Genomic DNA, 13556 nt, shown 5'->3' with positions numbered 1-13556 from the left:
TATTTATCTCCTTTCACCAATCTCCTTTATAGATAAAATCAGGACTGGAAGACAGGAAAAAATCATGGAAGTAGCTGCGGCTACAATACCCGAATCATTAAATACCAAGGCTAAAAAAGTTCCAAAGCTTGTGCCTGCAATTCCCTTAAATAGGAATGGATAATTTTGGTTCATTTTTTTGAAAAAACCTACAGGCCATTTCATTAGGATTAAGAGCGTTAAAAGGGAAAAAAGCAGGGCTTTTGTCCACGGAGTGTATTTAAAGAGCCTGTAATTCATAGAAAGTTTCCTAATTACAACAAGGTAAAGGGGTTTTAATCCTTGACTTTCTAAAGAAAAAACAAGAAGAGTCAAATGGGATTGGGGTCCAAATTTGCAGAAAATGATTAATATTATTGCCAGGACAATGGAACTTATTACGAAGTACTTTATGTAAATTTTATAATCGGAAATCTTATAAAAATACAAAATATATGTGGTTAAAAATGCGCTAAAAGAAGCAATAGCCCCTCCAACATTGCTGCCAAAATAGGGAGAAGAGATCAAAAAAAAGATTGTAAAAAATAATAAGCCCATAATGACTTTTTTAAAGCTTTCATTAACCTTTGCTATTTCAAAAAGCGATGAAATTCCCATTATGGTAGAAGAAAACAAAACTCCCATATACTCGTTTCCAATCCCGTAATACCTGGCACCTCCGATAACATCGTAGCCCAATAAGGAATTTTTCATCCACTTTGCATGGAATAAAAGGTCAAAAGAAATTAAAAGGAAAGTAGCTATACATATAAAGGTTATTGAATATATAGGGTTTTTTGGGGTTTTAGATATTAAAATAGATATTACTGTTATAATAAATGAAGTTAACGTCAAAATTAAGATTTTATTTGACAGGGAGATGGTCTCAAAAATAAAAGGAAAAAGTAAAGCAGCAGGGACTGTAAGGTTAAACATGAAAAAATAAATAAGCCAGTTAGGGTTTACAAAAAATAGTTTAAAAATGTAGGATAAAAAAAGAATTACGCCAAAAATTTGCATAAACACATACGTTTTAATAATATAAGGGCGAGCAATATAATTCATTGTGATTTTTTTATTCAAATTTATTAAATAAGAAAGGGTATTTGTATAGGTAATACTTTTGATTGCCTTACCTAACATTGGATAAGGGACCTTCAAGTCAAAGAAGGAGAGTATTGTAGGTGCAACATCGATATTTGCAACTATCCCAGGCCTTTTTGTAGTATCCGAAATTACAAGGCCTTTTTTTATATTGCTTCCCGAGATTATTAATGGAGTTAGATATTCTTTATTTTTTATACTCCAATAAGAGGGAAAGGGAGTAACTACAATAAGAAGCTCCCTTGAAAAATTTACTGTATTTATTATTTTGCCGATAAAAGTATCGGCCTTTTTTAAAGAATTAAATCTTAAAGAATACCCTCTTGTTTTGTCCGATAATTTGTAGTATTCATCTGCCCTGACCGAATCGCCTATGTATACTACAATGAGTCCTCCAAGGGAACGTAGTTTTAGATATTCATCGTACATACTTTCGTAATCTGTAGTAAAGAAAAAAGGGCTTTCCTCATCGTATATCGGATTTATATCTATTTTTCCATTAAAAATCTGGCCTTTCCCATCCATAGCTGTTAAGGCGGCAAGCCTGTTTTTTTCATCAAAGGTATCGGCATTTCCAATTAAGGAAACGGTAATGCCGGAACTCTTTAAGGTTTCTCCTAAAAGCCCAGGTACAATTTCATGGTCCTGTTTCAAATTCTCTTCGATCAAAAGGGGAATTTCGGGTACAAGGATTTTACCATAAACCTCGTTCCCCGTAAGGTTTTTGTAAATTTTTTCTCCCTTAAAACCGTTATGTATTTCATATTCCATTAAAGCAAGTTTTCCCTTTCCAGATGCCGATGCCCTCGTTCCGGCACCGATTGTGAGGTAGCAGCCTGCAGGTTCAAAGTTTCCGGCGCATTTCGTGTTCATTAAACCTATTGAGCCTTTTTCTATAAGTTTTTTTAAATTGGGGAGTTTTTCTATATCGTTGATACTTACTCTGTCTAATACTATCAAAGTGCATATCTTTTTATTACTAAGGATTGTTTGACCTGATTCTTTTTCGGCTTTAACCTCTGACGCAAACATATTGAAAAGGCATAGGGATATTATTAAAACTGCAAAAATTTTTATATATCGTTTTTTATGATAGGTTTTCAAGAATAATCACCTTTAATGTGCTTTTTGTTTTATAGTATCCCTTGTTTTTACAATTAAAATTCAATTTTTTAATTAACGAAAAACCGGGTATATTCATAATATAGAATTTAGGTAACTGTATTTGGCCGTTGGAGGTGGACATTTTGATCTACGGAATTTTAGGAGCAGCTGTAGCCGGAATTATAACGACTATCGGGGCTTTTTTTGTATTTTTTAATAAAGACTATACCAAGAGTATGGAAAAAATATTTATAGGATTCGCAGCCGGTATTATGCTCGCTGCTTCTATATTTAGTCTGCTTTTGCCTTCAATTGAAAAAAGTAGTGTATATATTTCTTCCATAGGTTTTTTTAAAGGGGCTTTGATTATATATTTTTTGGATAAAATAATAGTTAAATACTATTTTAAAAATGAAAACAAGGATGATGTGGAAATAAACAAGATAGCTCTTTTCATAATAGCAATAGTTATTCACAATTTTCCTGAAGGCTTAGCAGTAGGAATTGCGTTCTATCAGGATTGTTTTTCTGCTGCCTTTGCCCTTGCCTTCGGTATAGCTTTACAAAATATTCCGGAAGGGTCGGCTGTAGCCTTTAGCCTTATAAAATTAAATTACGGCAGGGCAAAGATTATTTTGATAACAGCCTTAACCGGCCTTGCCGAACCTTTAGGAGCCTTGATTGGTTTGATTTTTAGAAATATCCCTTTGTATTTACCTTTTATGATGGCTTTTGCAGCGGGCTCTATGGTATACGTTATAGTGAGCGAGCTCATTCCCGAATTTTTTAGAGATGAAAAAGACAGAAAATTAGGTTCTATTGCAGTAATTGTAGGGTTCATTATTATGATGTTAATGGATAGCATTAATTTTTGATGCTTTATAGTTTGATATAATTTTTTATATTTGCATTTTTAATTACTTGACTGGCGAATATGTTACGGGAAAAATTATACCTCACTCTTGCTTGGTATTTAAAGACTTTTTATTTTATATATATTGATAAAAAATTGAAAAACTGATAATTTATATAAAAATGGCAGTAGATTTGAAAGGGGTTTATATTTATGGAAGAGTACTTGAAACTTCATAATAAGGCTTTTGTCTTTGATGCCCACTGCGATACGATTCTTTCCATATTGGATGGTAAAGGAAATTTGAAAAACGGTATTAAAGATGGGCACATCGATATTGAAAAACTCAAAAAGGGTGGAGTAAAAGCTCAGGTTTTTTCAGTTTTTGTAAGGCCGGAGTGGTATAGCGATGCTGTACATATGACGTTAAAGGCCATTTCCGTATTAAAAAAGGAATTTGAAGAAAATAGAGAAGATATAGAACTTGCTTATTCTTATAAAGACATCCTCAGAATAAGCGAAGAAGGGAAAATTACCGCCCTTTTGAGCATTGAGGGCGGAGAAGCCCTTGCCGGTGATATTACTATGCTTAAAATTTACAGGGAGCTCGGAGTAACTTCTATAATACTCACCTGGAATAACAGAAACCAAATTGCCGATGGAGCAGGGGAAAAAAGGGCAAACGGTGGGCTTTCGGATTTTGGCTATGAAGTGATAAGGGAAATGGAAAGGCTTGGGATTATTGTAGACCTTTCCCATATATCACCCAAAGGTTTTTGGGATGTTTTAAAGATGGCAGAAAAGCCTTTTATAATCTCCCACTCAATTCCGAGGAAAATGAGGGATATCCCGCGAAATTTGGATGACGAGCAGATAAAGGCAGTAGCGGAAAAAGGCGGAGTAATAGGAACGGGATTTTATTTTTCCAGCTACAACGGAAAAAAAGCAAATATAGAAGATGTGCTCGACGCAGTGGAATACTTTGTAAAAGTAGCCGGGGTAGATCATGTGGGGATAGGCTCTGATTTTGACGGGATTGATAAACCTGTAGAAGGTTTGGAAGACGCAAGTAAGATGCCCGAGCTAACTAAGGGCCTAATGAAAAGAGGATTTAAAGAAAATGAGGTTTTAAAGATATTGGGGGGAAATTTTCTGAGGGTGTTTAAAGAAGCGGGAGTTTAAAAGGGGTGATAGGATGAGGGTTGGTGCTCATATATCTATATCAAAAGGCTATTTACACGCTGTGAAAGAGGCTTTATCCATAGGGGCAAATACAATGCAGTTTTTTACGCGGAATCCAAGGGGCGGTGCTGTAAAGGCATTGGATGAGGAAGATATAAAAAAGATGATGGAGTTAAGAAAAAAGGAGGATTTTGGTCCACTTGTAGCTCATGCACCTTATACGTTAAACCTCGCTACGGATAAAGTAGAAGGCATTGAATTCACCAAAAGGGTATTAAAAGACGACCTTGAAAGGTTGGAAAAAGCGGGTGCAGAATATCTTGTTTTACATCCTGGCAGCCATACCGGACAGGGAATTGAGAAAGGGATAGAAAGGATTGCTGGTGTTTTAAAAGAAGTAGTAAATGAAAAGGGAAAGGTTATGGTCTTGCTTGAGACCATGGCCGGTGCAGGCAGCGAGGTGGGGTATACCTTTGGACAGCTTTATGATATAATGGACAAAACGGGAAAACCGGAAATTTTCGGGGTTTGTATAGACAGCTGCCACATCTACAGCGCAGGTTATGATGTAGTTGATAAATTGGATGAGGTGTTAAAGGAATTTGACAAAATATTGGGATTAGAAAAATTGAAAGCGGTGCATTTAAATGACAGCAAATTTGGCTTAGGGCAAAGAAAGGACAGGCATGCCAATTTGGGAGAAGGGGTATTGGGTATTGAATTTATAAAGAATTTTATAAATCATCCTTTTTTAAAGGATAAACCTTTTTTGCTTGAGACACCGGGAGGACTGGAAAATTATAGAAAAGAAATAGAATTATTGAAAAAATTAGTTGACGAAGCTTAAAAGCTAATATTGGAGGAAAAAATGGAAGAAAAAGAAAGGGTAATTTTAATAATTGAAGAACTTTCAAAACTATATCCTGCAAAAACGGCTTTAAATTTTTCTAACCCTTTTGAACTTTTAATTGCCACAATACTTTCCGCCCAGTGCACCGATAAGAGGGTAAATCAGGTAACAAAAAGGCTTTTTAAAAAATACAAAAGTCCTTTGGATTTTGCTTTTGCCGATTTAAAACAGCTTGAAGAAGATATTAAAGAGCTGGGGCTTTATAAAGCGAAAGCGAGAAATATAAAAGAGGCATCAAAAATTATTGTAGAAAAATATAAGGGCAATGTTCCGGAAGAATTTGACGAACTAATCAAACTTCCGGGAGTAGGGAGAAAAACAGCCAATGTGGTACTTGCAAATGCTTTCAATAAGCCTGCTTTGGCGGTAGATACCCACGTTTTTAGGGTATCAAGAAGGCTTGGACTTTCTTCAGGAGAGTCCCCCGAAAGGGTTGAAAAGGACCTTGTTAAGATAATACCGGAAAATCTTTGGAATGTTGCCCATCACTTATTTATAAGACATGGAAGGGAAATATGCAGGGCAAGAAAGCCTTTATGCCAAAGATGTACAATTTCCCTTTGGTGCAATTATAGAAAAAACATTCTTTAGGGGGGAATTTTATGGATTATAGAAAATACATTTCATCAAGGGTAAAAGAAGTTGAATTTTCTACAATTCGCCACTTTTTCAACCTTGTATACCAAATGCCTGATGCCATTTCCTTGTGTATTGGGGAACCCGACTTTGTAACCCCTTCTCACATAAGAGAAGCTGCTAAAAAATCATTAGATTTGGGGAAGACTGGTTATACTCCCAATCCGGGATTGCCGGAACTTCGTAAGGCGATATCCGATTATTTAAAAGATAGGTTTAATTTAAACTACAATCCAGAATCAGAAATAATCGTTACAATTGGGGCAAGCGAAGCAATAGATGTGGCCTTAAGGACTATTGTAAATCCAGGCGACGAGATTTTAATACCCACTCCCTCCTTTATAGCGTATAAACCTTGTACCCTCTTGGCCGGAGGGATTCCGGTTTTTGTACCAACTTTTCCAGAAGATGAGTTTAAATTAAAGAAAAATGTTTTAGAAAAATATATAACCAAAAACACAAAAGCAATTATTCTTCCTTATCCAAATAATCCTACCGGAGCTGTAATGACCAAAGATGACCTTGAAGAAATAGCTGAAGTTATTGAAAAATACGACCTTTTAGTTATTTCCGACGAGATATATGCAGAACTTACTTACGGAGTAAATCACGTTTCCTTTGCTTCTATTGATGGTATGAAGGACAGAACCATAACAATTAACGGGTTTTCTAAATCCTTTTCCATGACCGGTTGGAGGCTCGGATTTATTGCTGCACCTGAGGGTTTAGCAAAGGAGATTTTGAAGGTTCACCAGTACAGTGTAACTTGTGCTCCTTCTATTTCCCAATACGCCGGGATTGAGGCACTAAAAAATGGGATGAAGGATATTGAAGAAATGAGAGAGGAGTATGATAAAAGAAGAAAATTCCTTTATGGTTCATTGATAAAAATGGGTTTTGATTGTTTCGAGCCCAAGGGTGCTTTTTATATCTTTCCTTCAATAAAAAAATACGGAATATCTGATACTGAGTTTGCGGAAAGGTTGCTAAAGGAAGAAAAGGTAGCGGTTGTACCGGGGAGTGCTTTTGGGGAAAATGGCGAGGGATTTATTAGAATAGCCTATTCCACATCCATGGATAACTTAAAAGAGGCTGTAGTAAGATTGGAAAATTTTACAAAAAGGTTAAAATAGGTGGTAAAAATGAACAAAAAATGCGTAATATTCGATGTGGATGGAACGCTCATCGCAAGCGAGCATGTGACTTTGGAGAGCTTGAAAGTAACCATGAAAAGCCTTTTTCAAAAGGACTATAAAGATGAAGAAATCGAATTTGCCATATGGCTTCCTGGGCAGTATTCTTTGGAAAAATTAAAAATAGAAAAAGTAGAGGAAACTTTGAAAGTTTGGTTTGAAAATATTAAAAAGTTAGCCCACAAGGCGTACCTCTACCCTGGGATAAAGGAGCTTTTAGAAAAATTAAAAGTTCAAAATTACAAGCTGGGTATAATTTCTGCAAGGTATGATTACGAAATCTATGAAGACAAAATATTAAGGGAAATTTTGGGGTATTTTGATGTGATAGTCCCTTACAGCAGCGATTTAAGGCCAAAACCTTACACTGACCAATTGGAAATTGCTTTAAAGAAATTATGTGTCTTAAAAAACGAGGCATTGTATGTAGGAGATACCATGGTTGATTATGAATGTGCTAAAAATGCAGGTGTGGATTTTGTGCTTGCAAACTGGGGGGAACGGGATAAACTCAAATATTTTGAGGATAAACCATTAAAAGTGAGTTACAAACCCTATGAGTTACTGAGTTTCTTGGCGGGGTAAGAACAACACCCCGTTTTTATTTTAAATTTTTTCAATAAAATACAAAAAATATTGATTCTGGCTGTAAATTGTGGTATATTATCAATAAACAAACAATATACAAAATACAGTAATAAATGTTCGGCATTATGCCAACAATAATTAATTAAATAATTGTGTTATAACAATAAAAGGGGGAGATTATTATGTCCGATGTGGCCATCGTGATGGGAAGCGATTCGGATTTTACGGTGATGAAAGAAGCTGCTCTCATTTTAAAGGAATTGGGGATAAGTTTTGAGGTATTCGTTATTTCCGCACACAGGACACCTGAAGAAGCCTTTGAGTTTGCTAAAAATGCACAGCATAAGGGATTTAAGGTTATTATTGCAGGTGCCGGAAAAGCAGCACACCTTCCAGGGGTTATTGCGTCCCTAACCAATCTTCCAGTCATAGGTGTGCCTATAAAATCTTCGACCTTGGATGGGTTGGATGCTCTATTGTCTATTGTACAAATGCCGCCTGGAGTTCCTGTGGCTACCATGTCCATTGATGGGGCTAAAAATGCAGGGCTCTATGCGGCTAAAATTTTATCCATAAATGATATAAACATTAAGGAGAAATTAGAAATTTATAGAGAAAAAATTAAAAAAGAGGTTTTTGAAAAAAATGAGAAAATCAGAGGAGAGGTGGAAAAGTTATGAAAAAATTGGAACTTTTATATGAAGGCAAAGCAAAAAAGGTTTATAGGACTGAAGATGATTCCTTATACATTATGGAATTCAAAGATGAAGCAACAGCTTTTGACGGCAAAAAGAAGGGTGTTATTGAAGAGAAGGGGGTATTAAACTGCATTATTTCCTCAATATTTTTTGAATTACTGGAAAAAAACGGGGTTGAAACCCATTATGTAGAAAGATTAAACGACAGAGAAATGCTGGTTAAATCTGTTAAGATCATACCGATCGAGGTAATTGTTAGAAATATTGCTGCAGGAAGCATGGCCAAAAGATACGGCATAGAAGAAGGGACGGGATTAAAAAGGCCGGTACTTGAATTTTGCTTAAAGGATGATCGCTTAGGAGATCCGATGATTAATAATTACCATATTTTAGCTCTTGGCCTTGCGGAAGAAGAAGAATTAAAACAGATTGAAGAAATGGCATTTAAAGTAAACGACATATTAAAGGAGTTCTTAATAAAAAAGGATATCCTCCTTGTGGATTTTAAGCTGGAATTTGGGAAAAAGGACGGAAAAATACTGTTAGCAGATGAGATTTCGCCGGATACGTGCCGCTTTTGGGACAGCAAAACTAAGGAGAAACTCGACAAGGACAGGTTCAGAAGGGATTTGGGGAATATCATAGAGGCTTATAAGGAAGTTTTAAACAGGGTTAAGGATTAGGAGGTATATTAATGTATAAAGCTGAGATTAAGGTTTTTTACAAAGAAGGGGTTTTGGACCCTCAGGGGCAGGCGGTAAAAGGGGCTTTGCACCACTTGGGCTTTTTAGATGTAAAAGAGGTCAGAATTGGGAAGGTGATATTTTTGACATTGGAATCGAAAGATAAAGGCGAGGCAGAAGAAAAGGTTAAGGAAATGTGTGAAAGCCTTCTTGCAAATCCTGTTATAGAAGATTATTCCTTTATATTAGTGGAGGAAGAAAGATGAGGTGTGCTGTTATCGTTTTCCCAGGCTCTAACTGTGATGTAGATTGTTTTTATGTTTTGAGGGATGTATTAGGACAAAATACGGATTACGTTTTTCATAAAGAAAAATTTTCACCCAACGATTTTGACCTTATAGTGCTGCCCGGGGGTTTTTCTTACGGTGATTATTTGAGGGCAGGAGCCATTGCCCGTTTTTCCAATGCAATGGAAAGTGTAATAAGGGCATCGGAAAAGGGAAAGCTTGTCCTGGGCATTTGCAACGGTTTTCAAATTTTGTTAGAGGCCGGGCTTTTGGAAGGGGCGATGATGAAGAACAAAGATTTAAAATTTCATTGCCACGATGTTTATTTAAAGGTGGAAAACAATAGTACTCCCTTTACAAAATTATATAGAGAAAACGAAATAATAAAAATGCCTATTGCCCACGGATATGGAAATTACTATGCATCCCCGGAAACTATAGAAAAATTAATAACTCGTAAACAGATAGTCTTTACCTACTGCGATGAAGAGGGAAACCTAACGGAAAAAGCAAATCCCAACGGTTCTGTGAGAAATATTGCGGGCATATGCAACGAAAACAGGAATGTACTAGGGCTTATGCCTCATCCGGAAAGGTGTGCTGAAGAAATTTTGAAAAATACGGACGGGAAAAAACTCTTTGAATCAATTTTAGAATATATGAAGGGAGGGCTCTTTTGTGGCAATGCTTGATGAGGCGAAAAAACTTGGACTTAATCAAGAAGAATATGAAGAAATCGTGAAAACCTTAAAAAGGGAGCCCAATTTTATAGAACTGGGGATGTACTCCGTAATGTGGTCTGAACACTGCAGCTACAAAAATTCCAAAACCTATCTCAAAAAATTTCCCACAAAAGGAGAAAGGGTACTGGTAGGCCCTGGGGAGAATGCTGGTATTGTAGATATTGGAGAGGGGTTAGCAGTAGTGCTGAAAATCGAAAGTCACAATCATCCATCAGCTATTGAGCCTTATCAGGGAGCGGCAACTGGAGTAGGCGGGATTATCCGTGATATCGTAGCTATGGGGGCACGTCCTATAGCATTGTTGGATTCTTTGCGATTTGGGGAACTTAAAAAACCTCGTGTAAAATACCTCTTTAACAATGTAGTTGCAGGTATAGGCGATTATGGGAACTCGGTGGGCATTCCGACGGTTGGTGGTGAAACCTATTTTAGCGACGAATACGAAGAAAACCCTTTGGTAAATGCCATGTGTGTTGGGATTATAAAAATTGACGAAATAAAAAAGGGTACGGCAAAGGGCGTGGGGAATTCAGTAATGCTTGTAGGGGCTTTGACCGGGCGCGACGGCATTCACGGCGCAAGTTTTGCATCGGAAGAGCTTTCAGAGGATTCTAAGGAAAAAAGGCCCTCTGTTCAGGTAGGAGACCCTTTTATAGAAAAACTTTTAATTGAAGCATGCCTTGAGGTCCTAAAGTACGATTTTGTTGTTGGAATACAGGACTTGGGAGCTGCTGGTCTAACTTCAGCTTGTTCTGAAACAGCAGCAAGGGCAGGTACAGGCATAGAAATAGATGTGGACCTTGTCCCAAAAAGGGAGGAAGGCATGACACCCTATGAGGTAATGCTTTCTGAATCTCAGGAAAGGATGCTTCTTATAGTAAAAGAAGGATATGAAGAAAGGGTAATAGATGCTTTTAAAAAATGGGATTTGAACGCGGTGAAGATTGGAAGGGTAACCGATGATGGAATGCTGAGGGTTTTAGAAAAGGGTAAAAAAGTAGCCGAGGTTCCTGCAAAATCCTTGGCCGAAGGGGCTCCTGTTGTCATCCATGAAATTATTGAACCAGAAGTTAAAAGGGAACTTAATAACGATGACATAAAAATACCCGAAGATTTAAATGAAGTTTTTAAAAAGCTTTTATCATTACCCAATATAGCGGACAAATCTTATATTTTCTCTCAATACGACTACATGGTTAGGACGGATACGGTGGTGCCGCCAGGTTCCGATGCTGCGGTTTTAAGGATAAAAGGCACTAAAAAAGGGATTGCCCTAACTTGCGACTGCAATGCTTTTTACTGCTATTTAGACCCTTATGAAGGAGGCAAGCAGGCTGTCGCGGAAGCGGCAAGAAACATTGTGGTAAGCGGTGCAAAACCCTTAGCTATAACCGATTGCTTAAATTTTGGAAATCCTGAAAAGAATGAAGTTATATACCAGTTTGTAAAAAGCATAGAAGGTATGGCTGAAGCAGCAGAATACTTAAAAATTCCAGTGGTGAGCGGAAATGTAAGTTTTTACAATGAATCCAAAAACAAGGCTGTGCTTCCCACACCTGTTGTCGGCATGGTAGGGCTAATAGAAGATATTTCAAAACACACAAATATGGCCTTTAAAAAGAGAGGAGACCTTGTAATTTTAATAGGAGAAAATACCGACGAACTCGGAGGCAGCGAATATATAAAAAACATACACAATATAAGATACGGTAAACCTCCTAAGGTTGATCTTAAAAAAGAAAAAATGGTTCAAGAATTTTGCTTAAAAGCTATTGAGCTCGGGCTTATAAATTCCGCTCATGATGTTTCCGAAGGCGGGCTTGCAGTTGCTTTAGCCGAATGTGCCATCTTAGGCGGATTAGGTTTTAAAGGGGAGATTTTTACCGATCTTCGCGAGGACGCGGTTCTTTTCGGAGAGGCCCAGTCAAGAATAATAATAAGCATTGATGAAGCTGAATTTCCAACTTTGAAAAGGCTTGCAGATGAAGAAGGTATAATTTTGAAAGTTATAGGATTTGTGGATAAAGACGATTTTGAGATTGTTATAAGGAATAATAATAGGGTTTCAAAAATAGCCCTTAGTTTAAAAGAAATAACTAATATATGGAGGAATTCTTTAAAATGGTCTTTGGAGAAATAATGAGAGAGGACAAATTAAAGGAGGAGTGCGGAGTATTCGGTATATATTCAAAGGAAAAAGATCCGGCAATTTCCCGCACAGTATTTTATGCTCTGATTGCTTTACAGCACAGAGGACAGGAAAGCGCAGGAATAGCTGTAAGTGATGGAAAAGAGATTTTATACCATAAAGGGCTTGGGCTTGTGAACGATGTGTTTAATGAAAAGATCTTAGACGACTTGCAGGGCAAAATTTCCATAGGGCATGTGAGGTATTCGACTACAGGTTCTACTACAACAGTTAATGCTCAGCCTTTTGTGGTAAAGTATAAAAACGGTTTTTTTGGTGTTGCTCACAACGGCAATTTGGTAAATGCGGACATTTTACGCAGAGATTTAGAGGAAAAAGGAGCTGTTTTTCAGACAACGGTTGACAGCGAAGTTATTGCACATTTGATTGCAAGGGAAACTAAAAGCGACTTGATTGACGCTGTTGTAAAAACCATGGAGTATATAAAGGGTTCTTATGCCCTCGTTTTGATGACCTTGGATTCCTTGATAGCAATTAGAGACCCTTATGGCTTAAGGCCCCTTTGTTTGGGAAAATTGAACGGAAGTTATTTAATTGCTTCTGAAAGCTGTGCCTTTAATACCTTAGGTGCGGAGTTTATAAGGGACATCGAACCCGGTGAGGTATTAATCATAGATGAAAAAGGTATAAAAAGCATTAAGCCTTTTAATGCAAAAAAGTCTCTCTGCATATTTGAATTCGTATATTTTGCCCGTCCTGACAGCACCATTGACGGCATAAATGTTCATAAGGCGAGGTTTAATGCAGGAAGGATTCTTGCAAAAGAGTGTCCATGCGATGCGGATTTGGTAATAGGTGTTCCGGATTCAGGGACAGTCGCAGCTATGGGTTATGCTTACGAGTCAGGAATTCCCTACGGTATAGGTCTTATAAAAAATAGGTACATCGGCAGGACTTTTATACAGCCGGGGCAAAAGGTGAGAAGCTTGGGAGTGAGGTTGAAGTTAAACCCTTTAAAGGAAGAAATAAGCGGCAAAAGGTTAGTGATGATAGATGATTCAATAGTTCGAGGGACTACCAGCGGGCAGATTGTAAAAATGCTTAAAGAAGCAGGGGCAAAGGAAGTACACGTGAGAATAACCTCACCTCCAGTAAGGTTTTCCTGCTATTTCGGCATAGATACACCTACGAAAAAAGAGCTCATTGCAGCAAGTTTAAGTTTAGAAGAAATAAAAAATAGTATATGTGCTGACAGCTTGGGGTATTTGAGCACAGAAGGGCTTATAAAATCAACGGGACATAACAAGGGTTTTTGTCTTGGATGCTTTACGGGCGAGTATCCCGTTGAGGTGCCAAGGGAAGGTAGGAAATACCTATTTGAAAAATGTTAAGACAGGAGAGAATGTTA

At 37.2% G+C, this 13556-nt stretch carries 13 protein-coding genes; 12 read left to right on the top strand and 1 reads right to left on the bottom strand.

Annotated elements, in window-relative coordinates:
• Positions 1-3: 3 nt before the first annotated feature.
• Complete coding sequence (locus tag ACPLVF_RS06645) at positions 4-2226, bottom strand: hypothetical protein (protein WP_424907050.1); 2223 nt, start codon at positions 2224-2226, stop codon at positions 4-6.
• Positions 2227-2369: 143 nt separating this feature from the next.
• On the opposite strand from ACPLVF_RS06645, the gene ACPLVF_RS06640 reads away from it, so the two are divergent.
• From ACPLVF_RS06640 to purF, 12 genes are all read left to right on the top strand, one after another.
• Positions 2370-3101 (top strand): ZIP family metal transporter, encoded by a 732-nt coding sequence (locus ACPLVF_RS06640; protein ID WP_424907049.1) that lies wholly within the window; start codon positions 2370-2372, stop codon positions 3099-3101.
• Positions 3102-3292: 191 nt separating this feature from the next.
• The gene (locus tag ACPLVF_RS06635) at positions 3293-4261 is read left to right on the top strand and encodes a dipeptidase (protein ID WP_424907048.1); all 969 of its coding nucleotides are present in this window, start codon (positions 3293-3295) and stop codon (positions 4259-4261) included.
• 13 nt (positions 4262-4274) lie between these two features.
• Positions 4275-5108: a deoxyribonuclease IV gene (locus tag ACPLVF_RS06630; protein WP_424907047.1), complete on the top strand. Its 834-nt coding sequence runs from the start codon at positions 4275-4277 to the stop codon at positions 5106-5108.
• 21 nt (positions 5109-5129) lie between these two features.
• A complete protein-coding gene (gene nth, locus ACPLVF_RS06625) occupies positions 5130-5762 on the top strand; it encodes an endonuclease III (RefSeq protein WP_424907046.1) in 633 nt (210 codons plus the stop codon).
• Positions 5763-5773: 11 nt separating this feature from the next.
• Positions 5774-6940 (top strand): pyridoxal phosphate-dependent aminotransferase, encoded by a 1167-nt coding sequence (locus tag ACPLVF_RS06620; RefSeq protein WP_424907045.1) that lies wholly within the window; start codon positions 5774-5776, stop codon positions 6938-6940.
• Positions 6941-6949: 9 nt separating this feature from the next.
• The gene (locus ACPLVF_RS06615; RefSeq protein ID WP_424907044.1) at positions 6950-7585 is read left to right on the top strand and encodes an HAD family hydrolase; all 636 of its coding nucleotides are present in this window, start codon (positions 6950-6952) and stop codon (positions 7583-7585) included.
• A gap of 185 nt (positions 7586-7770) precedes the next feature.
• A complete protein-coding gene (purE, locus tag ACPLVF_RS06610) occupies positions 7771-8268 on the top strand; it encodes a 5-(carboxyamino)imidazole ribonucleotide mutase (RefSeq protein WP_424907043.1) in 498 nt (165 codons plus the stop codon).
• Positions 8265-8969 carry a phosphoribosylaminoimidazolesuccinocarboxamide synthase gene (gene purC / locus ACPLVF_RS06605; protein ID WP_424907042.1) on the top strand — a complete coding sequence of 235 codons (705 nt, stop codon included), beginning with the start codon at positions 8265-8267 and terminating at the stop codon, positions 8967-8969. The genes purE and purC overlap by 4 nt, the downstream gene beginning before the upstream one ends.
• 11 nt (positions 8970-8980) lie before the next feature.
• Positions 8981-9235, top strand: coding sequence for a phosphoribosylformylglycinamidine synthase subunit PurS (gene purS, locus ACPLVF_RS06600; RefSeq protein WP_424907041.1), 255 nt, complete (start codon positions 8981-8983; stop codon positions 9233-9235).
• A complete protein-coding gene (gene purQ, locus ACPLVF_RS06595) occupies positions 9232-9948 on the top strand; it encodes a phosphoribosylformylglycinamidine synthase subunit PurQ (protein WP_424907040.1) in 717 nt (238 codons plus the stop codon). Before purS ends, purQ begins: the two co-directional genes overlap by 4 nt.
• A complete protein-coding gene (gene purL, locus ACPLVF_RS06590) occupies positions 9941-12139 on the top strand; it encodes a phosphoribosylformylglycinamidine synthase subunit PurL (protein ID WP_424907068.1) in 2199 nt (732 codons plus the stop codon). The genes purQ and purL overlap by 8 nt, the downstream gene beginning before the upstream one ends.
• A complete protein-coding gene (gene purF / locus ACPLVF_RS06585) occupies positions 12121-13539 on the top strand; it encodes an amidophosphoribosyltransferase (RefSeq protein ID WP_424907039.1) in 1419 nt (472 codons plus the stop codon). The genes purL and purF overlap by 19 nt, the downstream gene beginning before the upstream one ends.
• The last annotated feature ends 17 nt before the right edge of the window (positions 13540-13556 follow it).

It is taken from the genome of Thermovenabulum sp., from assembly GCF_049701175.1.
Lineage (GTDB): Bacteria > Bacillota > Thermosediminibacteria > Thermosediminibacterales > Thermosediminibacteraceae > Thermovenabulum.
The sequence above is the reverse complement of the archived record's forward strand: the minus strand, read 5'-3'. Positions and strand labels throughout refer to the sequence as shown.

What these genes read in the sequence shown, in the direction of transcription:
- nth (WP_424907046.1), top strand. Translation starts at nt 5,130, where the DNA reads ATGGAAGAAAAAGAAAGGGTAATTTTAATAATTGAAGAACTTTCAAAA.
- purS (WP_424907041.1), top strand. Translation starts at nt 8,981, where the DNA reads ATGTATAAAGCTGAGATTAAGGTTTTTTACAAAGAAGGGGTTTTGGAC.
- ACPLVF_RS06635 (WP_424907048.1), top strand. Translation starts at nt 3,293, where the DNA reads ATGGAAGAGTACTTGAAACTTCATAATAAGGCTTTTGTCTTTGATGCC.
- purC (WP_424907042.1), top strand. Translation starts at nt 8,265, where the DNA reads ATGAAAAAATTGGAACTTTTATATGAAGGCAAAGCAAAAAAGGTTTAT.
- purL (WP_424907068.1), top strand. Translation starts at nt 9,941, where the DNA reads ATGCTTGATGAGGCGAAAAAACTTGGACTTAATCAAGAAGAATATGAA.
- ACPLVF_RS06615 (WP_424907044.1), top strand. Translation starts at nt 6,950, where the DNA reads ATGAACAAAAAATGCGTAATATTCGATGTGGATGGAACGCTCATCGCA.
- purQ (WP_424907040.1), top strand. Translation starts at nt 9,232, where the DNA reads ATGAGGTGTGCTGTTATCGTTTTCCCAGGCTCTAACTGTGATGTAGAT.
- purF (WP_424907039.1), top strand. Translation starts at nt 12,121, where the DNA reads ATGGTCTTTGGAGAAATAATGAGAGAGGACAAATTAAAGGAGGAGTGC.
- ACPLVF_RS06620 (WP_424907045.1), top strand. Translation starts at nt 5,774, where the DNA reads ATGGATTATAGAAAATACATTTCATCAAGGGTAAAAGAAGTTGAATTT.
- purE (WP_424907043.1), top strand. Translation starts at nt 7,771, where the DNA reads ATGTCCGATGTGGCCATCGTGATGGGAAGCGATTCGGATTTTACGGTG.
- ACPLVF_RS06630 (WP_424907047.1), top strand. Translation starts at nt 4,275, where the DNA reads ATGAGGGTTGGTGCTCATATATCTATATCAAAAGGCTATTTACACGCT.